This is a genomic window from Streptomyces sp. NPDC050433 (assembly GCF_044458565.1).
Taxonomy (GTDB): Bacteria; Actinomycetota; Actinomycetes; order Streptomycetales; family Streptomycetaceae; genus Streptomyces.
Map to the genome: position 1 here is coordinate 1 of NZ_JBITIB010000054.1, position 26,600 is coordinate 26,600.

Sequence of the window (26,600 nt, forward strand, 5' to 3'; positions counted from 1 at the left end):
AGCCCGCACCCGCACCAGCCACTTCGCAGCGCTGTGCCCCGCCGAGCTAACGCTCGACGGGGCACAAGCAGGGGCCGAATAAACCAACAGCATCCCGGTGTGAAGGCCCCTACGGGGCCCCGCGCCGCGACGTCGCACAGCCCGTACGGGACACTGTCGGCCCCGTCCCGCGCCGTAATCCGCGCGGTCAGCCGCGCAGGGCCTCCTCCACCACCTTCGCGACCGTCGTCGCCTCTCCCTCCGTAAGAAGGGCCCCGTCGGCGCGCGTGACGTACACCGTGTCCACGACGTTCGCGCCCAGCGTGGACACATGCGCGCTACGGACCCGTACCGCCGCCTCCTCCAGCGCCCGCCCGATCCGGTGCAGCAGTCCAGGGGCGTCCTGGGCGCGTACTTCGATGACGGCGGCGAGCTCCGAGCTTCCCGGCGCCACCGTCACGCGGGGCGGCGGAGCCTGTGTGCCACGCCGCCGGGGGTAGGCTGCCTCGCGCTCCGCGAGCCGGGACCGGATGTCGAGCGAACCGTCCAGGGCGCGTACGAGGTCGGCACGCAGCCGGGCCGCCTGGGGCAGGGAGCCGTACGCCGCCGCGACCCGCCAGCTCAGCAGCAGGACGTCGGCGGCCTCGCCGAGCGCCGTGGGCAGTTCGACGATGCGCAGATCGGCGGACCGCACCGTGAGACGGTGCAGCGCGAGGACTCCGGCGGCGGCCGGCAGGACGCCGGGGCGGTCGGGCAGGGCGATGAGGAGTTCGACGCCGACGGGCTCCGGTTCGTCGTCCTCCTGAGGAGGCTCCGGCCGGGCGTGCAGGGACAGGACGGGGCCACCGGTACGCAGCGCCTCGACGGCAAGTCGTTCCTGTTCGGCGCTGGTCACCACGGGGCGCGGCGCGGCGGGCGCCCTGCCCGCGAGGGCGGCGGCGACGCGGCCGACGAGATCCGTGACGAGCGACCCGCGCCACGCGGACCAGGCGGCGGGCCCGGTGGCGAGCGCGTCGGCCTCGGTGAGCGCGTGGAGCAGTTCGAGAGTGGACAGCGAGCCGACCTTCTCGGCGACGGAGCTGACGGTGGCCGGGTCGTCCAGGTCGCGCCGCGTGGCCGTCTCGACGAGCAGCAGATGGTGGCGTACGAGCGCGGCGACGACGTCCGCGTCGGCCCGGTCGAAGCCGATCCGCAGGGCGGCGGTGCGCGCGACGGGCTCGCCGGCCTCGGAGTGGTCGCCCGGCAGCCCCTTGCCGATGTCGTGGAGCAGCGCGGCGACCAGGAGCAGGTCGGGGCGGCTCACACGGCGGGTCAGCGCGGACGCCTCGACCGCCGTCTCGACGAGGTGGCGGTCCACCGTCCAGGTGTGCACGGCGTTGCGCTGGGGCCGGCAACGGACACGCTCCCACTCGGGGATGAGGCGGGTGATGAGGCCTTCGGCCTCGAACGCTTCCCAGACGGCGACGGTCGGCTCCCCCGCGCCGAGCAGCGTGACGAACTCCTCGCGCGCCGCAGCGGGCCACGGCACGGGCAGCGGGCGCGCGGCGGCGAGCCGCCGGACGACGTACGGCGAGATCGGCAGCCCCGACTGGGCGGCGGCGGCAGCGGCGCGCAGCGGCAGCGCGGGGTCGCGATCGACGCGCGCTGTCCGAGCGAGTACGGCCTCGCCGTCCTGCTCCACGACGCCTTCGGCGAGGGGCGTGCGCTCCGGGGCAGGCCGGCTGCCGCCGAGGAGGGTGCGGAGCCGGGGGCGGACGGCGCGGGAGCGCAGGACGCGGTTGACCTCGCGCCAGGTGACGTCGGAGGCGTACGACACAGTGCGGGCCGCTTCGTAGACCTGCCGCAGGAGTTCGTCGGCGTCGTCGATGCCGAGGTCGGCGGCGACGCCGTCCTGCTCCTGGAGCGCGAGCCGGTCGGTGGCCCGGCCGGTCGTCAGGTGCAGGGAATCGCGTACGTCGAGCAGTGCGCGGCGGGCGCCGTCCAGCCCCTGGCGGGGGGCGTCGGCCAGCCAGGACGCGGCGACGGCGCGGAGCGCGGTGGCGTCCCTGAGCCCGCCCCGCGCCTCCTTGATGTCGGGTTCGAGGAGGAACTGCAGCTCTCCCTGGCGCTCGGCGCGTTCGCGGCAGAGTTCGTCGAGTTCGGGAAGGCGCTTGGGGGCCTGATTGCGCCAGTCGGCGAGTACTGCGGTGCGCAGGGCGGCGGTGGGCGCCGGGTCGCCGACGACGTGGCGGGCGTCGAGGAGCCCGAGTTGCACCTTGAGGTCCTGGCCGGCGGTCTTGCGGGCCTCGGCCGTCGTGCGCACGGAGTGGTCGAGGGCGAGTCCGAGGTCCCACACGGGGTACCAGACGCGGTCCGCGAGCGCGGCGATCACAGCGGCATCGGAGCTGCCGTCGTGCAGGAGAAGGAGGTCGAGGTCGCTGCGGGGCGACAGTTCGCCGCGCCCGTACCCACCGACGGCAACGAGGGCCGCCCCCGTGGCGCCCACCTCGCGGGCCGCGGCGGTGAACAGCGCGTGCAGCCAGTCGTCCGTGAGGCGTGCCAGGGCGGCGCGGCGCGGCGGCCCGGACCGCGTCTTCTCATGGAGAAGGCGCAGCCGGGCCGCCGCGTAGCCGCTGGGTCCCGGGTCCGGTTGTCCGGTGGTCTCTTCAGGGGTGGTCACCCGGCAGGTCCCGTCTTTCGGCGGGCGTCCCGCGTGCGGGGCGCCCGGTTTCGCTGCGCGTCCCGTCTCCGAGCGCGCTCGGTGTCACAACTCGCGCGACGTTGTCACGAGTTGGCGCCGGCACTGCGCCCCGTCCCCGGAACGCGAGCGGCGCCGGGGGGGGGGGGGGGCGCGGGGGGGGGGGCCGGGGCGGGGGGGGGGGGGCGCGGGCCGCCCCCCCCCCCCCCCGCCCCGGCGCGCGCGGGGGCGGGGGGGGGGGGGGGGGGGGGGGGGGGGCCCGGCGGGCCCCCGCCGCCCCCGCGCCCACAAAGGAGGGGGGGGGGACGGCCCAAACAACACCGCCACCGACACCACCCCGGGCCCCCGCCCGCCGGGGGGGGGGGGTGCCCCACCCGGCGCGCGTTGCCCCCGCGGGGGCGCCGGCGCGTGCCCGCTCACCGAGCCCGCGCCGGCATCACTGGCATCGCCGGCATTCGCTGCATGGCCGGCATCGGACCGCGTCCGGTGTCAGAGGGCGTCCGGGCCGCGTTCCCCCGTACGTACCCGGACCGCCGTGTCCACCGGCACGCTCCACACCTTGCCATCGCCGATCTTGCCTGTCCTGGCGGCCTTCACGACGACCTCGATGAGCTGTTCGGCGTCACCGTCCTCGACCAGCACCTCGATGCGGATCTTCGGTACGAGGTCGACGGTGTACTCCGCGCCCCGGTAGACCTCGGTGTGGCCGCGCTGCCGGCCGTAGCCGCTTGCTTCCGTGACCGTCAGCCCCTGGACTCCGAAGGCCTGCAGGGCCTCCTTGATCTCGTCCAGTCGGTGTGGCTTGACGACTGCGGTGATGAGCTTCATACGTCCACCTTCTTGTTCCGCGCCGCGGCGGCGAGGTCCTTGTCCCGGCCGGTCACACTGCTTCGACCCGAGGGTGAGCCTCCCACCGCGCTGAAGTCGTAGGCGGATTCCGCGTGGAATGCCATGTCCACACCGCTGGTCTCGTCGTCCTCGGAGGCCCGGAAGCCGATCGTGGCATCGACGATCTTGGCCAGGATCCAGGAGACGACGAAGGAGTACGCCATCACCGAGAAGGCGCCGATCGCCTGCTTGCCGAGCTGCGAGGCACCGCCGACGCCGTCGATGGCCAGCACCCCGACGAGCAGGGTGCCGATGACGCCGCCGACGAGGTGGACGCCGACCACGTCGAGCGAGTCGTCGAAGCCCAGCTTGTACTTGAGGCTGACGGCCCACGAGCAGGCCGCTCCGGCGACGACGCCGATGAGCAGCGCACCGAACGCGTTGACGTGCGCGCCGGACGGGGTGATCGCCACGAGTCCGGCGATGGCTCCTGAGGCCGCGCCGAGGGTGGTGAACGCGCCGTGCCTGATGCGCTCGTAGACGAGCCAGCCGAGCATGGCCGCGGCGGTGGCGATCTGCGTGTTGAAGGCCATGATGGCGGCCGTGCCGTTGGCGGCGAGGGCGGAGCCGGCGTTGAAGCCGAACCAGCCGAACCACAGCAGCCCCGCGCCGAGGACCACCAGCGGCAGGCTGTGCGGCCTCATCGGGTCCTTCTTGAACCCGATGCGCTTGCCGACGACAAGGACGGCGGCGAGTGCTCCGATACCGGCGTTGATGTGGACCGCCGTACCACCGGCGAAGTCGATCACTTCCAGCTTGAACAGCCAGCCGTCGGCCTGCCACACCCAGTGAGCGACCGGGAAGTAGACGACGGTGACCCAGAGGGCGATGAACAGGGACCAGGCGGTGAACTTGACGCGGTCGGCGAGTGCGCCGCTCATCAGCGCCGGAGTCAGTACGGCGAACATCAGCTGGAACAGGGCGAAGGCGAAGACGGGGATTCCCTCCTTGCCGCCCGTGAGCGTCTCGGCGGTGATGCCCTTCATACCGATGTGGTCGAAGTTGCCGAGCAGTCCGCCACCGATGTCGTCACCGAAAGCGAGCGAGTACCCGTAGAGCACCCACAGCACACTGACGATGCCGAGCGAGATGAAGGACATCATGAGCATGTTCAGGGCACTCTTGACCCGGACCATGCCTCCGTAGAAGAAGGCCAGGCCGGGCGTCATCAACATGACGAGCGCGGCACTGATCAATACGAATGCGGTATCTGCGCCATTCAAGGCCGGCGTCTCCTCGTGGGTGGGAAATACGGCCCGTGCGGATGCTCCTACTTCTGTGGGCCGACTAGTGGTGAGGAGATTGACGTGGGGTGATTTCGGTCGATGCCACCCGATGTTTCACGCCAGTGACGAAGTCGTCCGGGGTGTTACGTCTGGATGAACTGCCGTGTCGCGAGATGCGGTGATGGAAGAATCCGGCCGCGACACCCGCCCCGGCGACCCGACGCGGGGAAGCTGTGTCGCCCTGTGCGGGACGGCTGCCGCGGCCGGAGAAGAGGGACGCCGCGCGCCCCACCGAGGGCCCCAGAGGCCGCTCAGACGGCTTCCGCGGCCTCCGGAAGCTCCTCCGTGAGCTGCTCGGGAAGCTGTCTGATCTCGGAGATGTCCCCGAATTCCCGCGTGGCGGTGGTCACTGTCCTGCGCAGCCGCGTGTTGACACGCTCGGAACGCACCTTCTTGGCGATGGCCAGCGCCTCCTCGATCAGCGGGGTGGACCGCTCGGGCTCCTTCTTAAGAAGGTGGACGGTGGCCATCCCGACGAGGTTCAGCGCGTACGACCGCTGATGCTCCTCGTCCTTCTCGAAGAGTTCGACGGCGCGCTCCATCACGGGCTCGGCGAGCGAGGCGTACGTCGGGCTCCGCCCGGCCACGTAGGCCAGGTCTCTGTAGGAGTGCGCGTTCTCACCGTTCAGCTCCGCCTCGGAGAAGAACCGGATCCAGTCGGGCTCGGGCTCGCCGTCGTCCCCCGCGTCGGCGAAGGTGTTCTCCGCCATCCGCACCGCCCGCTTGCACTTGCCGGGCTGCCCCATGTTGGCGTAGGCGCGGGCCTCCATCGCGTACAGCATCGACTGCGTACGCGCCGTGGCGCACTCCCTGCTGCCGTACTGGGCGAGGTGAATGAGCTCCAAGGCGTCGTCGGGGCGGCCGACATGGATCATCTGACGGCTCATGGAGGAGAGGATGTACGACCCGAGGGCCTTGTCCCCGGCCTCCTTGGCGGCGTGCAGGGCCAGGACGAAGTACTTCTGGGCGTTGGGCTGGAGGCCCACGTCGTAGCTCATCCAGCCGGCCAGCTCGGACAGTTCGGCGGCGCATCGGAACAACCGCCGCGTGATGTCCTCGGACTGCGGCTCCTGGAGCAGGTCCGTCACCTCGTGGAGCTGCCCCACGACCGCCTTGCGCCGCAGACCGCCGCCGCACTGCGCGTCCCACTGCCGGAACATCACCGTGGTGGACTCCAGGAGGTCCAGCTCCGGCGTGGAGAGCCGGGAGGGGCGGCGCACGGAGGCCGAGGCCTGGGCGCCCTCGTCGGCCGGCGAGGTGGGCACCAGCCAGCGCTGCATCGGTTCGATGAGGGCGGGCCCGGCGGCGATCGCGAGCGACGTCCCCAGGAAGCCGCGCCGGGCCAGCATCAAGTCGCTGCGGGAGTACTCGCTGATCAGTGAGATGGTCTGGGGACCGGCCCAGGGCAGATCGACGCCGGAGACCGAAGGCGACCGGTGCGCGGAGCGCAGTCCGAGGTCCTCGACCCCGACGACGGTGCCGAAGCGCTCGGAGAACAGCTCCGAGAGGATGCGGGGGATGGGCTCCCTCGGCTGTTCGCCGTCGAGCCAGCGGCGCACCCGAGAGGTGTCGGTGCTGATGTGGTGCGCGCCCATCTGGCGGGCCCTGCGGTTCACTTGGCGCGCGAGTTCACCCTTGGACCAGCCGCTGCGCCTGAACCACGAGTTCAACTGCCCGTTCGGGCGCTTGCCGGTAGCCGTACCGTCTGCGCCACTGCCGCTCACTGGAATGCCCCCATCCGCTGAAGCCCTGTCGCGCGAACTTCTACCAGAATGCCGCCAGTTACGGCCGTCTGTCCGGAGATTGGGCTCCTTCGAACAGGAACCCGAGTTGCCCGCGGCATAACCACGAACGTGTGACTCCCTACCGTTCGCGTACTCAAAGTAATCCTACGATCACCCCTCCCGCGAGGGTCGTTCCGTAAACGCCACCATTCGCCACCCCTTCGAATGAACTCGCCTGCGGCCAGGCGCGATTCACTTGGCGGGCGACGATCAGGAACAGGTGGAGCGTTGCAAGCAGGGGCGCACAACCTCAGACGCACCACCCCCGGCGTCACCCAGCGCCGACGGAACAATGTCGCGGCAAGTCCGCGGCCAGGCCAAGGAAATGAGACATCCGACGGAGAGTCACACAAAGACTCCGCATCGTAACTACCGACGAGTTCGACCCGTTGGAGGGGGCATGGGCTTCACGATCGGCGGAATCCGGGAGATGCGGTCCGGTTCGCGGCGCCGCGGCCGAACCACCGAGTGCACGACGGTGGCCGAGTACACAGGACTCTGGGGCTGGGACGTCGTCCCCGGCGCACGCGCCGTGGCAGGCCGCTGCTCCTGCGGCGCCGCCGGATGCCGCGCACCGGGCGCACATCCGCTGGACCCCGCGCTGGAAGTCCCCGCGGGCGCCACACTGGACGATGCCGCGAGAGCCTGGTCCGAGACCCCCGGAGCGGCCGTGCTGCTGCCCGTGGGGCGCACCTTCGACATCATCGACGTCGCCGAACAGGCGGGCCGTCGCGCCCTGGTCAGGCTGGAGCGGATGGGTCTGCCGCTGGGCCCCGTCGCCGCGACGCCCACGGGGCGGGCGCACTTCTTCGTCGCGCCGGGCGCGGCGGCCGAACTGCCCCAACTTCTCTACCGGATGGGCTGGGACGACGCCGGTCTCGATCTGCGTTGTCTGGGTACGGGCGACCATGTCACCGCCCCGCCGTCCGACCTCGGCGGCCTCGGGCCCGTCCGATGGCTCCGGCCGCCGGTCCTGGACACGGCGGCCGACCCGCCGCAGGCGCGGCTGCTGCTCGGCACGCTCGCGTACGTCTGTCACCGCTCGCCCGCCCGCGACTGAGCACCGGCTCCCGGCCGCCGTACCGTCGTCGGCCGCGCGCCGCACCGCACCGCGCGCCGTGCGAAACGCCGCCTCCGTACGAAGGGCCCCACCGCGTGCACGTCACGCGGAAGGGCCCTTTCTTCGTACGCCCACGCCTACGCTGACGCCTCGTACGCCGCCCCGACGCCGTCGACCGGCCTCAGCCGTCGATCAGCGCGTCGACGAACGCCTCCGGCTCGAACGGCGCCAGGTCGTCAGGACCCTCGCCCAGCCCGATCAGCTTGACCGGCACACCCAGCTCCCGCTGGACCGCGATCACGATGCCGCCCTTGGCCGTCCCGTCCAGCTTGGTCAGCACGATGCCGGTGATGTCCACGACCTCGGCGAACACCCGCGCCTGTACGAGGCCGTTCTGCCCCGTCGTCGCGTCCAGGACCAGCAGCACCTCGTCCAGCGGACCGTGCTTCTCCACGACGCGCTTGACCTTGCCGAGCTCGTCCATCAGCCCGGTCTTGGTGTGCAGCCGCCCCGCCGTGTCGATGAGGACGACGTCGGCTCCCTCGGCGATGCCCTCCTTGACCGCGTCGAAGGCGATCGACGCCGGGTCGCCGCCCTCGGGCCCGCGCACCGTACGCGCCCCCACGCGCTCCCCCCACGTCTGGAGCTGATCGGCGGCGGCGGCGCGGAACGTGTCGGCGGCGCCGAGCACGACCGACCTGCCGTCGGCCACCAGTACGCGCGCCAGCTTGCCCGTCGTGGTCGTCTTGCCGGTGCCGTTGACGCCGACGACCATCACGACGCCCGGAGTGTCCAGACCGCTCTCGGTCTTCACGGCGCGGTCGAAGTCCGTACGGAGCAGCGTGAGCAGTTCCTCGCGCAGCAGCGACCGCAGCTCGTCGGGCGTACGCGTACCGAGCACCCTCACCCGCTCGCGCAGCCGCTCCACGAGCTCCTGCGTGGGCGCGACACCGACGTCGGCGGTGAGCAGGGTGTCCTCGATCTCCTCCCACGTCTCCTCGTCGAGGTGCTCGCGCGACAGCAGCGTGAGCAGCCCCTTGCCGAGGGTGTTCTGGGAGCGGGCGAGCCGGGCCCGCAGTCTGACCAGACGGCCCGCGGTCGGTTCCGGGACCTCGATCGCCACGGGCGGGGCGGCCACGACCGGGTCCTCGACGGCGGGCGCCGTCGCGGTCGCGTCGGCCGCGTCGGGGAGGCCCACCTCCTCGATGGTGCGGCGGGCTTCCTCCCGTGGCGGCCCCGCCTCGTCGCCGACGTGCGGCTCGGCGGGCGGGGTCGTGATGGTCGGCTTGCTCGACGGTGCCGAGGGCGGCAGCTGCTTCTTCCGGCGGCTGCTGACCACGAGCCCGCTGATCACGCCGACAGCGACCAGGGCGATGACTACGGCAAGAATGACGATGTCCACCACGTCATCTTCGCAGGCGGTGGCCGGCTTGCGCCGGTGGGGAGATCGCGGGCCCCGACGGGGCGGGAAATCCCAGGTACGGGGCCGGTCAGCCCATCTCTTCCAGTGCCTTGCCCTTGGTCTCGGGCATCCACTTCACGATGAAGACGATCGAGTGCAGGGCGAAGGCCGAGTAGATGACGTACGCACCCGAGAGGTCCCCGTCCGACAGGGTCGGGAACGAGACGGTGACCGCCCAGTTGGCGATCCACTGCGCCGACGCCGCGACGCCGTGGGCGGCCACGAGCGCCACCGTGCCCTGGGTGTTGGGGGTCGAGCTGTTGGTGCCGCTGCCGCTCTTGTACGAGAGCACCTAGGCGGCCTGCGCGAGCGACACCGTCATGCCGACGGAGTCGATCAGCAGCGGTCGGCGGCGGGATCAGATCCGGTGGACGAAGATCATGTTCGATGACGGTGCCGATGATGTTGATGATCGACGTGGTGAACGAGTACAAGAACGAGCTGGTGGGGTCGATACCGACGGACTGCCACAGCGACGCGCTGTAGTAGAAGATCACGTTGATGCCGACGAGCTGCTGGAGCGCGGAGAGGCCGATTCGATCCAGACCACGGGCAGGAAGCCCACCCTGCCCAGCAGATCCTTGAACGTCGGTTTGTGCTCCTTACGGAGGTTGAGGCCGATCTCCTGGACGCGCCCGTCCAGGTCGACGTTCTTGTCCTCGACCTCGGCGAGCAGGCCGTACAGGATCGCGGGGACGACGATGACGCCGAGCATCCACTGCGAGGCCGCCAGGCCGCCGATCTCTCCGCGCTGGTCGCCGTCGGCGATGGCGCAGCCGATCAGGGCCGCGGCGATCACCTGGGCCAGCGCCGCCGAACCGATGTCGAAGCGCTGCCTGATGGCCTGGACGGCGCCGTTGATGACGGAGCTGTCGTAGCCGAAGAGGAAGCCGCCCATGGCAGCAGCCGCCGTATGAAGATGACGTGGCCGAGGTGCTCGGGGTGAGTCGGTGAGCCCCCGGATCGCGGCGGCCACGGTGTGCTCGTCACATGGGCGCCTGTTGCCGCCCGGACGGGGCGCCCGTCGGGCATGGGGAAAGGCCCTCCAGAGGGTCACAGCTCCGCCCCGCCCACCACCTGACGGTCGTCGTTCGGCCGAGCCAGGGGAGGAGGGCGGACGGGGCGTGACGGTGCCCGGGGGCGGTGCCTGATCAGCGCAGGCGCTGACTGATCACCTTGGAGACTCCGTCGCCTTGCATGGAGACCCCGTACAGCGCGTCGGCGACCTCCATCGTGCGCTTCTGATGCGTGATCACGATCAGCTGGGAGCTCTCCTGGAGCTCCTGCATGATCCGGATCAGCCGCTGGAGGTTGGTGTCGTCGAGCGCGGCCTCGACCTCGTCCATCACGTAGAACGGGCTCGGCCTCGCCTTGAAGATCGACACCAGCAGCGCGACGGCGGTCAGCGACCGCTCCCCACCCGACAGCAGGGACAGCCGCTTGACCTTCTTGCCGGGTGGCCGGGCCTCCACGTCCACGCCACTGGTGAGCATGTTGTCGGGATCCGTGAGGATGAGGCGTCCCTCGCCCCCGGGGAAGAGCCGCGAGAAGACGCCCTCGAACTGAAGGGCCGTGTCCCGGTACGCCTCCGTGAAGACCTGCTCGACCCGCTCGTCGACCTCCTTGACGACCTGGAGCAGGTCGGCGCGGGTCTTCTTGAGATCTTCGAGCTGCTCGGAGAGGAACTTGTGGCGCTCCTCCAGCGCCGCGAACTCCTCCAGGGCGAGCGGATTCACCTTCCCGAGTTGCTGATACGCCCGTTCGGCCGACCGGAGCCGCTTCTCCTGCTCGCCCCGTACGTAGGGCCGGGGCTGATTACGCGGGTCCTCGGGGTCCTCCGGCAGCTCCTCCCCCTCGGCGGGCAGGGACGGCGGTACGAGCTGGTCCGGGCCGTACTCGGCGATCAGACCGGCCGGCTCGACGCCCAGTTCCTCCAGGGCCTTCAGCTCCAACTGCTCGATCCGCATCCGCTTCTCGGCGCCCAGAACCTCGCCCCGGTGCACCGAGTCGGTGAGCTTGTCGAGTTCGCTCTTGAGATCGCGCCCCTGGTTCCGCTCCGCGACCAGCTCCTGTTCGCGGCCCGCCTTCGCCGCCTCGGCCGCCGTACGCTCCTCGTCGGCGCGTACGACCGAGACCTCCACGTGGGCCAGCAGTTGCCTGGCGCCGGAGGCGACGGCCCCGGCGACGGCGGCCTCGTGGCGCAGTCTGGCCCGCCGCTGCTCCGCGCGCGCCCGCGCCTCGCGCTCCGCGCGGGCGCCCCGGTCGAGCGAGTCCGCGCGGCCGGCGAGCCCCTTTACGCGCTCCTCGTGGGTACGGACCTGGAGGCGCGCCTCCATCTCGGTCTGCCGCGCGTTGGCCCCGTCGGCGGCGAGCCGGTCCCGTACGGAGGTGTCGGGCTCCTCCTCGGCGGGTGCCTCCTCGGCGACGAGCAGGCGCTCCGCCAGCTCCTCCGCCTCCTCCGTGGCCCGGTCCAGCGCGTCCTGGGCCTTGGCGGCGGCGGCCGAGGTTCGCTCGGCCTCACCCGCGGCGCCCCTGGCCTGGCCGGCGAGCCGCCCCAACTGGCCGGACACGGCGGACTTCTCCCGGTCGGCGGCCCGTCGCCGCTCCCCCAACTCCTCGACGAGGGCGGCGCATTCCGTACGGCGGGCGGTCGCCCGGCGCTGCGCGTCGGCCAGTTCGTCGCACCGTACGGCGAGTTCGGCCAGCTCGCCGGCCGCTTCGTCGACGGATGCCTGCACTTCGAGCAGGCTGGGCGCCCCGGCGGAGCCGCCGTGTGCGAAATGCGCGCCCAGGAGGTCACCCTCCGCCGTCACGGCGGTCAGTCCGGGGTGGGTGCCGACGAGTTCCTCGGCCTCCTCCAACGTGCCGACGACGACCATGTCCTGGACGAGGCGTCGTACGGCGCCGATGAGCGCGTCGGGGCCCCGTACGAGGTCGATGACGCGGGGAGCGGCCAGGCCGGTGGCTGTGGCGGTGACGGTGTGCACGGGGCGGGCGTCGGCCGCCCCGTGGGCGCCTGCGCCGTCCGGGGCGGCGTGGATGTCGCGCGCCCCGCCCGACTGGCCGGGCACGGCGCCGGACGGAGCGGGGGCATCGCCGCCGTACGCCGCGGCCCCACCCTGACCGGGCACGCCCGGCGATGTACCGGAGCCACCGACGGCGGTCGCGTCGGCCGGGTCCGCGTCGCCGGGTCCGCCCGGCGACGTCGCCTGACCCGGCACGCCGGCCGACCGCGCGGGTGGTTCGCCACCGAGCAGCAGGGAGGCCCGCCCCGCGTCCTCTTTACGGAGGAGGCGGATCGCCTCCGCGGCGGTCGTCGCGTCGGTCACCGCGATCGCGTCGGCCGCGGCGCCGAGCGCCGCGGCCACCGGGACCTCGAAGCCCGCTGTGACGGTGAGGAGTTCGGCGGCGGGACCCAGCAGGCCGGAGAGACGGTCCCGCGCACCCAGCAGCGCACCGGTACCGTCCTTACGGCGCAGCCCAAGGGCGAGCGCGTCGTGACGTGCGGAGAGGGCGGCGCGCTGGCGTTCAGCAGCCGTGGCCGCCTCTCGTGCCGCCGTCAGCGCCCGCTCCGCCTCGGCCAGCGCCCGCTTGGCCTCGTCGTGCCGCTCACCGAGTTCCTGGTCGTCGGCGTCCAGGCCGTCGACCTCGGCCTTGAGCTGTTCGTACTCCTCCTGGGCCGCGACGGCGCGCTGCCGCGCCCCGTCGCGCGCCTCGGCGAGCCGGCCGATCTCGGCCTGCGCCGACGCGGCGCGGCTGCGGGCGGCGTTCACCTGCCCGTTCAGCCGGGCAAGTCCCTCCCGCCGGTCGGCGATCGCGCGCGCCACGTCCTTCAGACGGCGCTCCTCAGCCGCGAGGTCACGCTCAAGGTCGGAGCGGTGCGCGACGGTGTCCTCCAGCGCGCGTTCCGCCGCTTCGAGCGCGGCCTCCAGCTCCGCCTCCTGCTCGCGGATGCGTGCGGCCTCGCGCTCCATGTCCTCGGGGTCCCGGCCGCGCCGTTCGTCCTCGGGCGTGGCGGTGGCGCTCTTCACGCGGGCGTCCGCCAGCGAGATGGTGCCCCGTACCCGTTCCGCCAGCTGGGAGAGTTCGTACCAGGTCTGCTGGGCGCGCTGCAGCCGCGGCGCCAGTCGCCGTACCTCGACCTCCAGCTCCGCCTCGCGTGCGAGCGCGTTCCTGAGCCGGAGTTCCGCCTCCTCCTTGCGCTGCTTGAGCGCGGCCTCGTCGGCAACCTCCGTACGGAGGGCGTCGCGCAGCTTCACGAGATCGTCGGCGAGCAGGCGCAGCCGCGCGTCGCGCAGATCCGCCTGGATGACCGCTGCCCGCCGTGCCACGGCGGCCTGCCGCCCCAACGGCTTGAGCTGTCGCCGCAGTTCGTCGGTCAGGTCCTGTACACGCGCGAGGTTGGCCTGCATCGCGTCCAGTTTCCGCAGCGCCTTCTCCTTGCGCTTGCGGTGCTTCAGGACGCCTGCGGCCTCTTCGATGAACGCCCTGCGCCCCATCGGATCCGCGTGCAGGACGGAATCGAGTTGTCCCTGGCCGACGATGACATGCATCTCACGGCCGATACCGGAGTCGGAAAGCAGTTCCTGGATGTCGAGCAGCCGGCAGGTGTCGCCGTTGAGCTGGTATTCGCTGCCGCCGTTGCGGAACATGATCCGCGTAATGGTGACTTCGGCGTAGTCGATGGGCAGCGCACCGTCGGAATTGTCGATGGTCAACGAGACTTCGGCACGCCCGAGCGGCGGCCGGCCGGTGGTCCCGGCGAAGATCACGTCTTCCATCTTGCCGCCGCGCAGCGACTTGGCCCCCTGCTCCCCCATGACCCAGGAAAGCGCGTCCACGACATTGGACTTGCCCGAGCCGTTCGGACCCACGACGCATGTGATGCCGGGCTCGAACCGCAGCGTCGTGGCGGAGGCGAAGGATTTGAACCCGCGCAGGGTCATGGCCTTGAGGTGCACGCCGCCGGACTCTACCTTCCTCACATCACCCCACGGCGGTTTCACCGCTGAATGAGCAGGGCACATCAGACGTGAGAAGAACCGGTTTCAGGGTGGGGGGAAAGAAAGAAGGGACGCCGAAGCGTCCCTTGCATGTTCTTGCGAGAGCGTTTCTCACCGGACCCCGACGGGGGCTGCTGTCAGGTGAGCGCGGGCTCTGCCTGGGGTACATCGAGGTCGATGCCGTCGAACGGCGAATCGCCATGGTGCTGTGCGGCGGCAGCGCTCAGCGCGTCATTCTCGGACTGAATCCGGACGAGCTCGGATTCGAGGTCCTGGACGCGCTGCTGAAGCCGTCGCATCTCGGCGAGGAGTCGCGGGTCAGAACCGCCGACGTAACCGAGAAGCGCCTTTGCCATGATGGATGGGCCTCCACACTGAGTGACCGACCGAAGCGGTGTGGGTCGTGAGGGATTTCCGCACCCGCACTGCCCGGCAGAGGTTCTTCCGCACTGTGATTCCTACTGCCAAACAGACAAGGTGCGCGGGGCTTCCAGAGTCTCACCAAAAAGTTTGACGGTCAACACGATCACAGCCCGTCATCGCCCGGCGGCCCAGGGGCGCGCGTCCGCGTGCGGTGCGACGGCGCCTCTCCTGCGGCCCCGGAGGGGCGTGGAGATCATTGTTAACGCGGCAGCTTGGCATGGGAGCCCGTTCCTGGCAACCATCAGTGGATTCTTCGCCAGAAGCACATGCCTGAGGCATACGGGCAGGCCGGACCCGGTCCCGGTTCGAGGCGCCTCGGGATTTACTCGCCCCGTTCAAGATCGAACGCGAATGATCGAGATCAGTCGGACCTCTTCGGGACCTCGCGTCGCCGCTCTCGTTCACCGGATGGTGAAGGTGTCGTAGCCGCCGCGCGGTGTGCCCCAAATCTCCGTGACTCCGTCAACACGGCCGGGCGTGTCGTCCGAACCGAGCCACTGCAGCAAACGGTGGCAATTATCACGTGGTCCTTCGGCGACGACCTGCACTCTGCCGTCGTCCAGATTCAGGGCGAAGCCCGTCAGGCCCCCGATCTCCAGAGCGTTTGCCCTGGTGAACCAGCGGAAGCCAACTCCCTGTACGCGACCGCGCACCCAAACGGTGATCCGCACATCTTCGTTCATGCGTGCAAGCTAATGGGCCAATACCGCGGTGAGCACTTCGCCTCCTCCCCGCTTGGCGTACAGTCCCGTCGAAATGAGGCTCACCCGAATGGGTGAACCGCATTGTCGTGACGAGCGGTGCGAGAGCAATCACGCGCACCTGAGCACACCGAGGAAGGCGCAGCAGATGGGACGCCATAGTCGCTCGACCGGCGCACCCGCCGCTGAGGACCACGCGGCCGGTGCGGCAGGTCGGCACCGGGGCGGGGGCCGAGGCCGGAAGAGGGGAATCGCCGCCCCCGTACGCACCGGACTGCTCGGCGCCTCCGCCGCGATGGCCATGGGTGCCGTCGCCGTGGCATCCGGCCTGCTGCCCGGTGGGGAGCAGTACACCGTCGGCAACGGCAGGTTCCCGGGCGAGCAGGTCCGCACCGAGGGCGCGCCCGAACTCCAGCAGCAGGGCGGCTCCACCGCCGAGCCGACCGACGGAGCCACCACGCCGCCGAGCCGTGGCGACGACCGGCCGGGCGAGCCGTCGAAGTCCGCCTCGCCGGCGCCGGACAAGCCGTCCACCCCCAAGAGCCCGTCGCAGCCGGCGAAGACGCCCGAGAGCGATCCCACGCGAAGCCGGAGCGCGGAGACGAGCACCAAGCCCTCCAGCAGTGCGCCGGCGCCGGAGAAGACCACGGAGCGCGCCACGCCGCCGCAGACGCCGCCCGCGTCCAGCGCCGCCCCGTCCACCGCCGAGGCGGAGGTCCTCGCGCTGGTGAACGAGGAGCGGGCGAAGGCGGGCTGTCAGCCACTGCGTGCCGACAAGGCGCTGAACGGTCTCGCCGAGGCGTTCAGCAAGGACATGGCGGACCGCGGCTTCTTCGACCACACCGACCCGGACGGCGACACCCCCTGGGACCGCGCCCAGCAGGCGGGCATCACGAATCTGGGCGGCGAGAACATCGCCCGGGGCCAGGCCGACGCCAACGCGGTGATGGCCTCGTGGATGGCCAGTGAGGGCCACCGCGAGAACATTCTGAACTGCGACTACAAGACCATCGGCATCGGCGCGCACTTCGCCGAGGGCGGCCCGTGGTGGACGCAGGACTTCGGCTTCTAGCCGCCGCTGCGACGGTCGGGTCGAATCACCGCGGCGTTACCTGGCGGTGCTGCGGGCGACACGGGGCGGGCGTTGGCAGCGTGGGCAGAAGTAGCTCGACCGGTTCATCCAGGGGCGGCGGCGGATGAGAGTGCCGCAGCGGCGGCACGGCTTGCCCTCGCGGCCGTACACGTCCAGCGACCGGTCGAAGTAGCCCGATTCGCCGTTCACGTTCACGTAGAGACTGTCGAAGCTGGTGCCTCCGTCCGCGAGCGCGGCGTTCAGCACATCCCTTACGTGGCCGAGCAGTTCGACGGAGCGGGGGCGGGGCAGCGTGATCGTCGGCCGGTCGTAGTGGAGCTTGGCGCGCCACAGCGCCTCGTCCGCGTAGATGTTGCCGACGCCGCTGATGAGGGACTGGTCGAGCAGCGCCCGCTTGATCGTCGTACGGCGCAGCCGCAGCGCGGCGTGGAAGGCCGCCTCGTCGAAGGCCGGGTCGAGCGGGTCGCGCGCGATGTGGGCGATGACGTCGGGCAGTCCCTCGGGGGTGTTCTCGTGCAGCGAGAGTCCGCCGAAGGTGCGCTGGTCGACGAAGCGCAGCTCGGTGCCGAGGTCGTCGTCGAAGCGGATGCGGATCCGCAGGTGCTTCTCGTCCGGGGCGGATTCCGGCTGTACGAGGAGCTGGCCGCTCATTCCGAGGTGCCCCAGGATCGAGGCGTCGGTGTCGGCGAGCGGCAGCCAGAGGTACTTGCCGCGGCGGCGGGCGACGCCGACACGGTGCCCCGTGAGGCGGGCGGCGAAGTCCTCACCGCCCGCGATGTGGCGCCGTACGGCGCGGGGGTGCAGTACCTGTGTCTCGGCCACCGTCCGTCCCGCGACCCAGCGTTCGAGTCCGCGCCGTACGACTTCGACCTCGGGCAGCTCGGGCACGGTGCTCCTTCAGGGGGCGGCGGGGTCGGCGGCATCGGGGCCAACTGCCCGAACACGGGGCGGGAGTTGGGATCGGCGGTTGGCATCGGCGGCGGGGTGGACACGAGTTGCGCCCCTCGTGCCGTATCGACACAAGGGGCGCACCGGGAAGGGAGCGGAACGGCTCGGCCCCGGACTCAGGACTTGGCCGCGTCGGCGGATTCCGAAGCCGTCGCCGAAGAGGCGTCGGCGCCCTCTTCCACGTCGACGTCAACAGCGGCCTCGGCCTCAGCCTCGGAAGCGGCCTTCGCCGCCGCCGCCCGTTCGTCCGCGTCGGCACGGATGGACCGCCACGCGGTCTCCGCCGCCTGCTGTTCCGCTTCCTTCTTGCTGCGGCCGGTGCCGGTGCCGTACGAGACACCACCGACGCGGGCGGCAGCAGTGAAGGTCTTCTCGTGGTCCGGGCCGGTCTCCGTGACGAGATACTCGGGCACACCGAGACTCTCCGCCGCGGTCAGTTCCTGCAGACTGGTCTTCCAGTCCAGACCGGCACCGAGGTTGGAGGACTTCTCGATGAGCGGGTCGAAGAGCCGGTGCACCAGCTCGGACGCCGCGTCGAGGCCCTGATCGAGATAGACCGCACCGATCACCGCTTCAAGGGTGTCGGCGAGGATGGACGCCTTGTCCCGGCCTCCCGTGCCCTCTTCACCTCGGCCTAGCCGGATGAAGGAGCCGAGTTCGAGGCCGCGCCCCACTTGCGCCAGCGCACGCGAATTGACCACCGCGGCCCGCAACTTGGCCAGTTGGCCTTCGGGCAGGTCGGGGTGGATGCGGTACAGCGTGTCGGTGACCACCAGTCCGAGCACCGAATCCCCGAGGAATTCGAGCCGTTCGTTGGTGGGCAGACCGCCGTTCTCGTACGCGAACGAGCGATGGGTCAGCGCACGCACCAGAAGGGCGGACTCCAGCTGATAGCCGAGCCGCCCTTCCAGAAGCGTGTGGGACGAGGCTGTGCTGACGTTGTCTGCCTTCTTGGCACTGGACAGTTCAGACATCGAGCCTCTCACCAGCCGCTCAGACCTCGAGGACCTGGCGCTTGTTGTAGGTGCCGCAGCTCGGGCACGCGATGTGCTGGAGCTTCGGCTCCTGGCAACGCTCACACGAAACCAGGGTGGGGACCGCAGCCTTCCACTGCGACCGGCGGTGGCGCGTGTTGCTGCGCGACATCTTCCGCTTCGGAACAGCCACGGCTACTTCTCCTGCTTCTCGTCGGCGCCTGTGACGGCGCCGCCCATGTTGTCCTTCTCGCCGTCCTTGACGGTTTCGGCGAGTCCTTGCAGTGCCGCCCAACGGGGATCGACGGCGGCGTGGTGATGGTCCGGGTTCTCGTCCAGCCTGATTCCGCATTCGGAACACAGGCCCGCACAGGTCTCCCGGCACACCGGCTGCATCGGCAGTGCGAGCACCACCGCATCGCGCAGCACAGGTTCGAGGTCGAACAGTCCGTCCTCGATGTAGAGCCTGTCCTCGTCGTCCTCGGCGTCGTCGGCCGGTTCCGCCTGCTTGCTGCGGCCCCGGTCGTCGGCGTCAGGGTACGAGAACATCTCCTGGAAGTCCGCTGCCACGTCCTGGCGCACCGGCTCCAGACACCTTACGCACTCCCCCTCGGCGGTCGCACGGGCGGTGCCCGTCACGAGCACACCCTCCATGACCGATTCGAGGCGGAGGGTGAGCTCCACCGGGGCGCCTTCCGGCACACCGATGACTCCGTCGATGCCGAAGTCCTTGGGCGCCTCGGCGGTGCGGGTCAGCCGCTTGAGCGCACCGGGACGCCGACCCAGCTCGTGTGTGTCGAACACGAGGGGGTTGCGGTGGTCGAGGCGGGCGTTCAGGGCTGTTCCTGCTTTCGAGATCGTCGTACGAGTCATGGGGTGGGCCGTCATGTCGCGTAGCGAGGCGGGCGGCCGGATCGCGGGCATCACGCGACCGAGGAGCCAGGATACTTGACGGGCCGCCGTTGGCCCAATCCGGCCGTACGCGGACCACGCGGCGGCCGTACGGCGCGCCGCGCGGGGTTCAGCGGCCCTGCTCGTACCGGCGCAGCTGCTCCATGTCGATCATGCTGGTGTCGAACAGGCTGGTCTCGTCGAGACCGCCCTGCGCCTGCTGGGTCTGCTGCTGGGCCTGGGCGGCGTCGGGGTGCTGCTGCCAGCCCTGCGCCGCCTGGTCGTAGTTCTGCCCGTAGCCCTGGCTGTAGTTCGGGTCGTAGGCGCCGGGGTCGTACACCGGCTGCTGGGCCTGCTGGTACGCGTACGGGTCCTGCTGCTGGTAGGCGTACCCGTCCTGCTGCTGGTAACCGCCGTAGGCGGGGTCCGTGTACTGCTGCTGGGCGGCGGGGTCGGCGTACTGCTGCGAAGCCTGGGCCTGCGCCGGGATCGGGATCTGGACCGGCTGCTCCGGGGCCTGCGGCGGGGACTGCGGCTCCATCGGCCGGTGCGCGGGCGCCCCGGCGTCCTGGAGCCCGGCCCCCTGGAGCGACTGCTGTCCCGACAGCTCGGCGAGACCGGACAGATAGTCCGCGTCGCTCGTGTGCCCCTGCCGTCCCGCCGCGTCCTGCTCCGCCATGTGCAGGCCCAGTTCGTCGGTGGCGACCCGGCCGAGCAGTTTCTGCCGGCCGCGGCCGACCGCGTCGAGCGTCTTGGAGAGGACGGCCTCGAAGGCGCCGAGCTTGGCGTCGACATAGTCGTCGGCGCGGCGGATCAGGGTGTCGGGGTCTGCGCTGTACTCCGGGGCGTCCTCGTCGGCGTACCCCTCCTCGTCGAGCCCCGGGCCCCGGCCGAGGAGCTTCTCGCGGCCACGGTCGACGGAGCCGATGGTCTTGTTGAGCACGACCTCGAAGTTCGCGAGCTTGGAGTCGACGTAGTCGTCGGCCTCGGCGCGGATCTCCGCGGCGTCCCTGCGGGCGTCGGCGAGGATGCGGTCCGCCTCTTCCTGCGCGGTGCGGGCGATCACGGTGTCGGAGATCAGCGTGGACCGCTCCGTGTGGGCCGCCGCGACGATGCGCTCGGCCTCCTGGCGTGCCTGCTCGGAGAGCTGCTCGTGGCCGCCGAGCAGTTCCTGTGCCTGGGCGAGCGAGCCGGGCAGGGCCTCGCGTACCTCGTCGAGCAGCGCGAGCAGTTCGCCGCGGTTGACCACGCAGGAGGCCGACATGGGCATGGAACGGGCGTTCCCCACCGCGTCGACGATCTCGTCGAGCTTCTTCTGCACGTCCACCGTGTGCTCGCCACTCTCTACAGCCGGGTTGGAGACGGACGCAACGACTGTACGGCCAGTCGGCGCGCGCCCGACACCAGATGACGGCCCGTCAGTTCCGGGCCCCGTCCGCCGCCCCGTTCCGCGCCCCGTCCGTCAGCGGTTCGCAAGGCGCTCGGCCAGTGCCTCGTGCACGAGCGGGGGCAGCAGATGAGACACGTCTCCGCCCCAGGTCGCCACCTCTTTCACGAGCGAGGAGGAGAGGAAACTGTAGATCGGGTTGGTCGGCACGAAGAGTGTCTCGACGCCGGAGAGGCCGATGTTCATCTGGGCCATCTGCAACTCGTAGTCGAAGTCGCTGACCGCACGCAGGCCCTTGACGATGGCCGGGATGTCGCGCTGCTTGCAGAAGTCGACGAGAAGGCCGTGGAAGGACTCCACCTCGACGTTGCCGAACTCGGCGGTCACCCGGCGGATCAGATCGATCCGCTCGTCGACGGTGAACAGCCCCTTCTTGGACTGGTTGATCATCACGGCGACGTGCACGACGTCGTACAGCTTGGAGGCACGGCCAATGATGTCGAGGTGACCATTGGTGATGGGGTCGAAGGACCCCGGACAGACGGCGCGGCGCAACTGAATTCCCTCGCTCTCCGGTCCGGTCATCGGGCGTCTTCGGGTGCGGCGGCGCGACCGTACCAAAGGGTTCCCTCGCCGTAGCGACGCGCTCGCAACGGCTCGAAGCCCTTCGGCCAGGTGAACTCCCCACCTCTGGTGCTGCGCTCCACGGTGGCGACGGCTTCGTCATTGAGCCAGCCCTGCGAGCGGAGTGTGAGGAGGATCTCGCGAAGATCGTCATCGGTGACGGCGTACGGCGGGTCGAGGAAGACGATGTCGTACGGGGCGCCGGGGGCCGGTCCTGTCACGATCTGCTCCGCTTTGCCCGTACGGACTTCGGCGCCCGGCAGTCCCAGGGTGCGGACGTTGTCCCGGACTGTGCGGACCGCCCGGCCGTCCGCCTCCACAAGGAGGGTGTGCGCGGCGCCCCGTGAGAGGGCTTCCAGTCCGACGGCACCGGAGCCGGCGTACAGATCGGCCACGCGCAGGCCGTCGAAGGTGCCGAGCAGCGCCTCCCAGGTGGAGAAGAGGCCTTCACGCGCCCGGTCGGAGGTGGGGCGGGTGCCGGTGCCCGGGGGGACGGCGAGACGGCGTCCGCCGGCGACACCGGCGATCACGCGGGTCATGGGTGTCGGGTCCTCGGTTCGTGGGATGCGCGGAAGCTGCCGGAGCGCCCGGCAGCTTCCGCGCGGGCGTCGCCACCCACGATATGGCGTCGCCTCACGCACGGCCCGCCGGGAGCGCCACCCGGACGGCAGGGCGGGGCTGTGCGGCGCGGACCGCTGGGCGGGGCTCTGAGGCCCGTTCAGCCCTTGTCGAGATACTGCTCCCGCTCCGTGTCCAGCAGGGCGTCCAGCGCCGTACGCAGCTCCGGGAAGGCGGCGAGCTCCGGGTCCTGGGAGACCACGCTCACGGCCTCCTCCCTGGCGGCGGCGATGACGTCCTCGTCCTCGATGACGGCGAGCATCCGCAAGCTGGAGCGGACCCCGGACTGCGCCTGGCCGAGGACATCGCCCTCGCGGCGCTGTTCGAGGTCGATACGGGAGAGCTCGAAGCCGTCGAGCGTCGAGGCGACAGCACCGAGACGGGCACGCGCGGGGCTCGCCTCCGGCATCTCGGAGACCAGCAGGCAGAGCCCCGGCGCGGAGCCCCGGCCCACCCGGCCGCGCAGCTGGTGCAGCTGCGAGACGCCGAACCGGTCCGCGTCCATGATCACCATCGCGGTGGCATTCGGGACATTGACGCCGACCTCGATGACGGTGGTCGCGACCAGCACGTCCACCTCGCCCGCCGCGAAGCGGCGCATCACGTCGTCCTTGTCGTCGGGCTGCATGCGGCCGTGCAGCACCTCGATACGGAGGCCGGCGAGCGGTCCGGCGGCGAGCTGCTTCGCGATGTCCAGCACGGCCAGCGGCGGACGTTTGTCCCCCTCCGCCTCGGCCGCCTTCTCCGCCTCGGCCTTCTTCTTCGGCTCGTCCTCGCCGTCGCCGATCCGGGGGCAGACGACGTACGCCTGGTGCCCCTTGCCGACCTCCTCACGCACCCGCTCCCAGGCGCGCGCCAGGAAGTGCGGCTTGTCCTGGGCAGGGACGACATGAGTGGCGATCGGGGAGCGCCCCGCGGGCAGTTGGTCCAGGACGGACGTCTCCAGGTCGCCGAAGACGGTCATCGCGACCGTACGGGGAATGGGTGTCGCCGTCATGACGAGCAGATGCGGCGGCTGCTTGCCCTTGGAGCGCAGGGCGTCCCGCTGCTCGACGCCGAAACGGTGCTGCTCGTCCACCACGACCAGACCCAGATCGTGGAACCGCACCTTGTCCTCGATCAGCGCGTGCGTGCCGATCACGATCCCCGCCTCGCCGGTGACCAGGTCCAGCAGCGCGACCCGGCGCGCCGCCGCGCCCATGGAGCCGGTGAGCAGCACCACCTTGGTGGCGTTCTCCGCGCCGCCCAGCATGCCGCCCTCGGCGAGCTGTCCCATCATCTCCGTGATCGAACGGTGGTGTTGCTGTGCGAGGACCTCCGTCGGCGCGAGCATCGCCGCCTGGCCGCCCGCGTCCACGACGGTGAGCATCGCGCGCAGCGCCACCATCGTCTTGCCGGAGCCGACCTCGCCCTGAAGGAGGCGGTGCATCGGGTGCTCCGTCGCGAGGTCGTCGAAGATCTCGCGGGTGACCGTCAACTGGCCGTCGGTGAGGGTGAAGGGCAGCGTGGCGTCGAAGTCGTCCAGCAGGCCCCCGGCCACCGGTTTCCGTGCCACCGCCGGGAGTTGGGCGTCTGCGTACCGGCGCCGGGCGAGGGCGACCTGGAGCACGAACGCCTCGTCCCACTTGAGCCGGTCCCTGGCCTCGGCGACGTCGGCCTTGGTGTCGGGCCGGTGGACCTTCAGCAGCGCCTCTGGAAGCGTGACGAAACCGCGTCCCTCGCGGAGCGAGGGCGGCAGCGGGTCGACGGCCTCTCCGGCCCTCGGCAACACCGCGTCGACCGCTTTGGTGATCTTCCAGGACTCCAGCCCCTTGCAGGCCGGGTAGATCGGGATCAGCTTGCCCGCGAAGGAGTCCACGGCCTCGTCGCCGCTGTCCCGGCCGAGCGGCACATACGTGGGATGGGCGAGCTGCAGCTTCCGGTTGAACATCGAGACCTTGCCGGCGAACATGCCCCGGCTGCCGGGCAGCAGGTCCTTGTGCGGCTTGTGGATCCCCCGTCCGAAGAAGACCAGTTGGAGCCGGCCGCTGCCGTCGGTGAGGGTGATCTCCAGCCGCTGGCCCCGGCCGCCGTTGAACTTCAGGATGCGGGAGTCGGCGACCTGCGCGACGACCGTGACGTCCTCGTCCAGCGGGAGGTCGGCGAGGCGGGTGAGCTGGCCCCGCTCCTCGTACCGCCTCGGATAGTGGTGCAGCAGATCACCGACCGTGTGCAGATCGAGCTGCTCGGCCATCACCTTCGCGGTGGCGGGACCGAGTGTTTTCGTGAGTGATTCATCCAGCGCGGACACACGATCCATTGCACACCACATCACTGACATCCGTCGCGCACCTGTGGACAACCCCAGGTCGGAGGCGGGTCAGGCCCGGGCCGCGGCGGGCAGGCCGTGGCGCGGCGGGGCGCGGGCAGGGCCGCTTCAGCGGCTTGTCGCGCTGACCTCGGTGACGGCGGTGAACAGGACGGCGGAGTCCTCCAGGGCCTCCAGTCCGTGACGTTCGTGCGGGATCGGGCCCATCTGTCCGGCGATCATGTCCTGGTCACCGGACTTCATCGTCAGCCGTACGCGGCCGTGCAGCACCTGAAGGCTGGCCGCCGGGGGCGTGTTGTGCTCGTCGAGAGAGGAGCCGGAGGTCAGCGCGATGACCGTCTGTCGCAGTGGTCCGTCGTGCAGGAAGAGATGCGCGCTGCGGCCATGGGCGCTGGCGCGCGCGTCGTCGAGCTGATGGCGGGCGAGTGCGGTCAGGTCGTCCATCGGTGGGCCTCTCACCTCGGGCGGTACGCGCGTCTGTCGTGGTGCGCCTACCCTCCATCGTCACAGCTACGGCGCCCCGTGCAAGCGGTGGCCGCGACGCCGTGTCCGTACGGAGGGGCGTACGGCGGTGCGCAACGCCGCGCTCACTCGACGCCGATCAGCAGGGGCACCGACTGGCCGCCGCCTCGGTAGACGACCGTGTCGACGGCCAGGTGTCCGTCCCGTACGTGGCGCTCCAGCCGCTCGGCGACGGTGTCGGGCACGTCCTGGCCGAGCACGAGGGTGACCAGTTCGCCGCCCGCCGACAGCATCCGGTCCAGGACGGTCTCGGCGGTGGTGGCGAGTTCGGAGCCGATGACCGCGACGTCGCCGTCGATGAGTCCCAGCAGATCGCCGGCCTGGCAGATGCCGGCCATGGTCCAGGACTGCCGCTCGGCGACGGCCAGTTCAGCGTAGCGGGTGGCGCCGGCGGCCGAGGTCATGGCGACCACGTCCTCGTCGAAGCGGCGGTCCGGCTCGTGCACCGCGAGCGCGGCGATGCCCTGCACGGCGGCCCTGGTCGGGATGAGTGCGACGCGGATGCCCTCGGCGCGGGCCTGTTCGGCGGCAGCGGCGGCGGTGTGGCGCAGCTCGGCGTCGTTCGGCAGGAGGACCACCTCGTGCGCGTGGGCGCGCCGGATGGCGTCGACCAGCTCGCCGCTGGCCGGCGGTTCTCCGGGGCGCGCGAGCACCGTCGTGGCCCCTGCCTCGGCACACAGCCCGGCGAGGCCTTCGCCGGGGACCACGGCGACCACGGCGCGCTGTGCCCGCTCCCGCTGGTGCCCGGCGGGGGCGCCGAAGTGCGTGATGCGGATCCGGTAGGGGCGCCCAGCCTCGACACCGGCCTCCACGGCGGCGCCCGCGTCGTCGACGTGCACGTGCACGTTCCACAGGCCGTCGCCGCCGACCACGACGAGGGAGTCGCCCAGCGCGTCGAGCCGGCGACGGAGCCGGGCGACGCCCGCGTCGTCCGTCTCCAGGAGGTAGATCACCTCGAAGGCGGGGCCGACGGGGCTGTCGTCGGCATCGCAGGACTCCATGACGGCGGGCAGCTCGTGCGGGCGCGCCCCCGGTGCGACGGGGGACGGGGCGTCGCCCGTGACGGCCTCCACGAGTGCGGCCAAGACGGCGAGCAGACCCCGTCCGCCGGCGTCGACGACCCCGGCGCGGCCCAGGACGGCCAGCTGTCCCGGTGTCGCGTCGAGCGCGACGCGGGCCCCGGCGTACGCGGCGTGCACGGCTGCCCCGTCGCTGTGCGCGGCACCGTCGAGGCCCGCGCCGTCGTGCACCGTGCGCGCCGCGGCGTCCGCCGCCGCCGACGCCACTGTGAGGATCGTGCCCTCGACCGGATGCGCGACGGCCTCGCGCGCCAGCCGCGCCGCCCGCCGCAGCGCCCTGGCGAGGTGATCCCCGCCGCCTTCGGCCTCTTCCTCGGACCCGGCCTCGCCAAGCACCTCGGCCATGCCCCGTAGCAGCTGCGCCAGGATCGTCCCCGAGTTCCCGCGGGCGCCGATCAGCGCCCCGTGCGCCATGGCCCGTACGGTGTCGGCCAGGTCCGGTACGGACGTCCCCGTCGCGTGCGCGTCGAAGACCGCCTCGACGGCCTGCGCGGCGGACTCCACCGTCAGATAGAGGTTGGTGCCGGTGTCCCCGTCGGCTACCGGATAGACGTTGATCGCGTCGATCTCCTCGCGGTCCCGGCCCAGGGCGTCCAGCGCCAGCGAGCACCAGGTACGCACCGCTGCGGCGTCGAGGGTCTGCGGCACCTGGGGGTCCTCCTTGGCGGCCTGGGCGGGAAGCTGCACCGCAGGGTAGTCCGCCCGCACCGTAGGCCGTGTCTGACAAATCCCGCCTGGCGCGCGGCGTCCGGCACGCACGCTCGCCGCGTTGGCAGCGCTCTCGAAGGCATCCGAGTGCGCCCAGTACGAGAGCGATCCTCCGCCTTGCGATCGCACGCACCGGACGCCGCGCGCCCCGCCCCAAGGGCGGACGGCGCTATTTGTCAGACACG

20 protein-coding genes and 1 pseudogene are annotated in these 26,600 nt (G+C 71.2%); 2 read left to right on the forward strand and 19 right to left on the reverse strand.

Annotation, left to right across the window (positions count from 1 at the left end):
• Positions 1 to 187: 187 nt before the first annotated feature.
• The 4 genes from ACIBLA_RS36595 to ACIBLA_RS36610 all read right to left on the reverse strand — a co-directional run bounded on the left by ACIBLA_RS36595 (position 188) and on the right by ACIBLA_RS36610 (position 6,554).
• Positions 188 to 2,638 carry a [protein-PII] uridylyltransferase gene (locus tag ACIBLA_RS36595; RefSeq protein ID WP_363242493.1) on the reverse strand — a complete coding sequence of 817 codons (2,451 nt, stop codon included), beginning with the start codon at positions 2,636 to 2,638 and terminating at the stop codon, positions 188 to 190.
• A 507-nt stretch (positions 2,639 to 3,145) separates the two neighbouring features.
• Complete coding sequence (locus ACIBLA_RS36600) at positions 3,146 to 3,484, reverse strand: P-II family nitrogen regulator (RefSeq protein ID WP_078074856.1); 339 nt, start codon at positions 3,482 to 3,484, stop codon at positions 3,146 to 3,148.
• Positions 3,481 to 4,767, reverse strand: a complete 1,287-nt coding sequence (locus tag ACIBLA_RS36605; protein WP_363242494.1) for an ammonium transporter — start codon at positions 4,765 to 4,767, stop codon at positions 3,481 to 3,483. The genes ACIBLA_RS36600 and ACIBLA_RS36605 overlap by 4 nt, the downstream gene beginning before the upstream one ends.
• A gap of 314 nt (positions 4,768 to 5,081) precedes the next feature.
• The gene (locus tag ACIBLA_RS36610) at positions 5,082 to 6,554 is read right to left on the reverse strand and encodes a hypothetical protein (RefSeq protein ID WP_399201064.1); all 1,473 of its coding nucleotides are present in this window, start codon (positions 6,552 to 6,554) and stop codon (positions 5,082 to 5,084) included.
• A gap of 460 nt (positions 6,555 to 7,014) precedes the next feature.
• Between ACIBLA_RS36610 and ACIBLA_RS36615 the strand changes: the two genes are divergently transcribed.
• On the forward strand, positions 7,015 to 7,674 hold the full coding sequence (locus tag ACIBLA_RS36615) for a bifunctional DNA primase/polymerase (RefSeq protein ID WP_363242496.1): 660 nt from the start codon (positions 7,015 to 7,017) through the stop codon (positions 7,672 to 7,674).
• Between the two features lie 181 nt (positions 7,675 to 7,855).
• On the opposite strand, the gene ftsY is transcribed toward ACIBLA_RS36615, so the two are convergent.
• The 5 genes and pseudogenes from ftsY to ACIBLA_RS36640 all read right to left on the reverse strand — a co-directional run bounded on the left by ftsY (position 7,856) and on the right by ACIBLA_RS36640 (position 15,245).
• Complete coding sequence (gene ftsY, locus ACIBLA_RS36620; RefSeq protein ID WP_363242497.1) at positions 7,856 to 9,076, reverse strand: signal recognition particle-docking protein FtsY; 1,221 nt, start codon at positions 9,074 to 9,076, stop codon at positions 7,856 to 7,858.
• 88 nt (positions 9,077 to 9,164) lie between these two features.
• A pseudogene (locus ACIBLA_RS36625) lies at positions 9,165 to 10,126 on the reverse strand (MFS transporter).
• A 161-nt stretch (positions 10,127 to 10,287) separates the two neighbouring features.
• On the reverse strand, positions 10,288 to 14,097 hold the full coding sequence (locus ACIBLA_RS36630) for an AAA family ATPase (RefSeq protein ID WP_363242498.1): 3,810 nt from the start codon (positions 14,095 to 14,097) through the stop codon (positions 10,288 to 10,290).
• A 179-nt stretch (positions 14,098 to 14,276) separates the two neighbouring features.
• Positions 14,277 to 14,495 (reverse strand): hypothetical protein, encoded by a 219-nt coding sequence (locus ACIBLA_RS36635; RefSeq protein ID WP_023538382.1) that lies wholly within the window; start codon positions 14,493 to 14,495, stop codon positions 14,277 to 14,279.
• A 468-nt stretch (positions 14,496 to 14,963) separates the two neighbouring features.
• Entirely contained in the window at positions 14,964 to 15,245 is a 282-nt protein-coding gene (locus ACIBLA_RS36640; RefSeq protein ID WP_363242499.1) for an acylphosphatase, read from the reverse strand.
• A gap of 166 nt (positions 15,246 to 15,411) precedes the next feature.
• Between ACIBLA_RS36640 and ACIBLA_RS36645 the strand changes: the two genes are divergently transcribed.
• Positions 15,412 to 16,335, forward strand: a complete 924-nt coding sequence (locus ACIBLA_RS36645) for a CAP domain-containing protein (RefSeq protein WP_399201065.1) — start codon at positions 15,412 to 15,414, stop codon at positions 16,333 to 16,335.
• 36 nt (positions 16,336 to 16,371) lie between these two features.
• Here the strand turns inward: ACIBLA_RS36645 and mutM are convergent, their stop codons facing one another.
• The 10 genes from mutM to ACIBLA_RS36695 form a co-directional block, all read right to left on the reverse strand.
• On the reverse strand, positions 16,372 to 17,244 hold the full coding sequence (mutM, locus tag ACIBLA_RS36650) for a bifunctional DNA-formamidopyrimidine glycosylase/DNA-(apurinic or apyrimidinic site) lyase (protein ID WP_399201066.1): 873 nt from the start codon (positions 17,242 to 17,244) through the stop codon (positions 16,372 to 16,374).
• 176 nt (positions 17,245 to 17,420) lie between these two features.
• Positions 17,421 to 18,278: a ribonuclease III gene (gene rnc, locus ACIBLA_RS36655; RefSeq protein ID WP_363242502.1), complete on the reverse strand. Its 858-nt coding sequence runs from the start codon at positions 18,276 to 18,278 to the stop codon at positions 17,421 to 17,423.
• A gap of 19 nt (positions 18,279 to 18,297) precedes the next feature.
• Positions 18,298 to 18,471: a 50S ribosomal protein L32 gene (gene rpmF, locus ACIBLA_RS36660; RefSeq protein WP_003965982.1), complete on the reverse strand. Its 174-nt coding sequence runs from the start codon at positions 18,469 to 18,471 to the stop codon at positions 18,298 to 18,300.
• A 2-nt stretch (positions 18,472 to 18,473) separates the two neighbouring features.
• The gene (locus ACIBLA_RS36665; protein WP_399201067.1) at positions 18,474 to 19,151 is read right to left on the reverse strand and encodes a YceD family protein; all 678 of its coding nucleotides are present in this window, start codon (positions 19,149 to 19,151) and stop codon (positions 18,474 to 18,476) included.
• Positions 19,152 to 19,299: 148 nt separating this feature from the next.
• Positions 19,300 to 20,496, reverse strand: coding sequence for a cell division initiation protein (locus ACIBLA_RS36670; protein ID WP_399201068.1), 1,197 nt, complete (start codon positions 20,494 to 20,496; stop codon positions 19,300 to 19,302).
• Positions 20,497 to 20,631: 135 nt separating this feature from the next.
• Positions 20,632 to 21,111, reverse strand: a complete 480-nt coding sequence (gene coaD / locus ACIBLA_RS36675; protein ID WP_363242569.1) for a pantetheine-phosphate adenylyltransferase — start codon at positions 21,109 to 21,111, stop codon at positions 20,632 to 20,634.
• Between the two features lie 26 nt (positions 21,112 to 21,137).
• The gene (gene rsmD / locus ACIBLA_RS36680; protein ID WP_363242504.1) at positions 21,138 to 21,719 is read right to left on the reverse strand and encodes a 16S rRNA (guanine(966)-N(2))-methyltransferase RsmD; all 582 of its coding nucleotides are present in this window, start codon (positions 21,717 to 21,719) and stop codon (positions 21,138 to 21,140) included.
• 179 nt (positions 21,720 to 21,898) lie between these two features.
• Positions 21,899 to 24,097 carry an ATP-dependent DNA helicase RecG gene (gene recG / locus ACIBLA_RS36685; RefSeq protein WP_399201069.1) on the reverse strand — a complete coding sequence of 733 codons (2,199 nt, stop codon included), beginning with the start codon at positions 24,095 to 24,097 and terminating at the stop codon, positions 21,899 to 21,901.
• Positions 24,098 to 24,214: 117 nt separating this feature from the next.
• Positions 24,215 to 24,550: a cupin gene (locus ACIBLA_RS36690; RefSeq protein ID WP_363242506.1), complete on the reverse strand. Its 336-nt coding sequence runs from the start codon at positions 24,548 to 24,550 to the stop codon at positions 24,215 to 24,217.
• A gap of 143 nt (positions 24,551 to 24,693) precedes the next feature.
• On the reverse strand, positions 24,694 to 26,394 hold the full coding sequence (locus ACIBLA_RS36695) for a DAK2 domain-containing protein (protein ID WP_399201070.1): 1,701 nt from the start codon (positions 26,392 to 26,394) through the stop codon (positions 24,694 to 24,696).
• Positions 26,395 to 26,600 lie beyond the last annotated feature (206 nt).

What these genes read in the sequence shown, in the direction of transcription:
- ACIBLA_RS36690 (WP_363242506.1), bottom strand. Translation starts at nt 24,550, where the DNA reads ATGGACGACCTGACCGCACTCGCCCGCCATCAGCTCGACGACGCGCGC.
- ACIBLA_RS36635 (WP_023538382.1), bottom strand. Translation starts at nt 14,495, where the DNA reads ATGGCAAAGGCGCTTCTCGGTTACGTCGGCGGTTCTGACCCGCGACTC.
- rnc (WP_363242502.1), bottom strand. Translation starts at nt 18,278, where the DNA reads ATGTCTGAACTGTCCAGTGCCAAGAAGGCAGACAACGTCAGCACAGCC.
- ACIBLA_RS36645 (WP_399201065.1), top strand. Translation starts at nt 15,412, where the DNA reads ATGGGACGCCATAGTCGCTCGACCGGCGCACCCGCCGCTGAGGACCAC.
- ACIBLA_RS36600 (WP_078074856.1), bottom strand. Translation starts at nt 3,484, where the DNA reads ATGAAGCTCATCACCGCAGTCGTCAAGCCACACCGACTGGACGAGATC.
- recG (WP_399201069.1), bottom strand. Translation starts at nt 24,097, where the DNA reads ATGGATCGTGTGTCCGCGCTGGATGAATCACTCACGAAAACACTCGGT.
- rsmD (WP_363242504.1), bottom strand. Translation starts at nt 21,719, where the DNA reads ATGACCCGCGTGATCGCCGGTGTCGCCGGCGGACGCCGTCTCGCCGTC.
- ACIBLA_RS36665 (WP_399201067.1), bottom strand. Translation starts at nt 19,151, where the DNA reads ATGACTCGTACGACGATCTCGAAAGCAGGAACAGCCCTGAACGCCCGC.
- ACIBLA_RS36615 (WP_363242496.1), top strand. Translation starts at nt 7,015, where the DNA reads ATGGGCTTCACGATCGGCGGAATCCGGGAGATGCGGTCCGGTTCGCGG.
- ACIBLA_RS36640 (WP_363242499.1), bottom strand. Translation starts at nt 15,245, where the DNA reads ATGAACGAAGATGTGCGGATCACCGTTTGGGTGCGCGGTCGCGTACAG.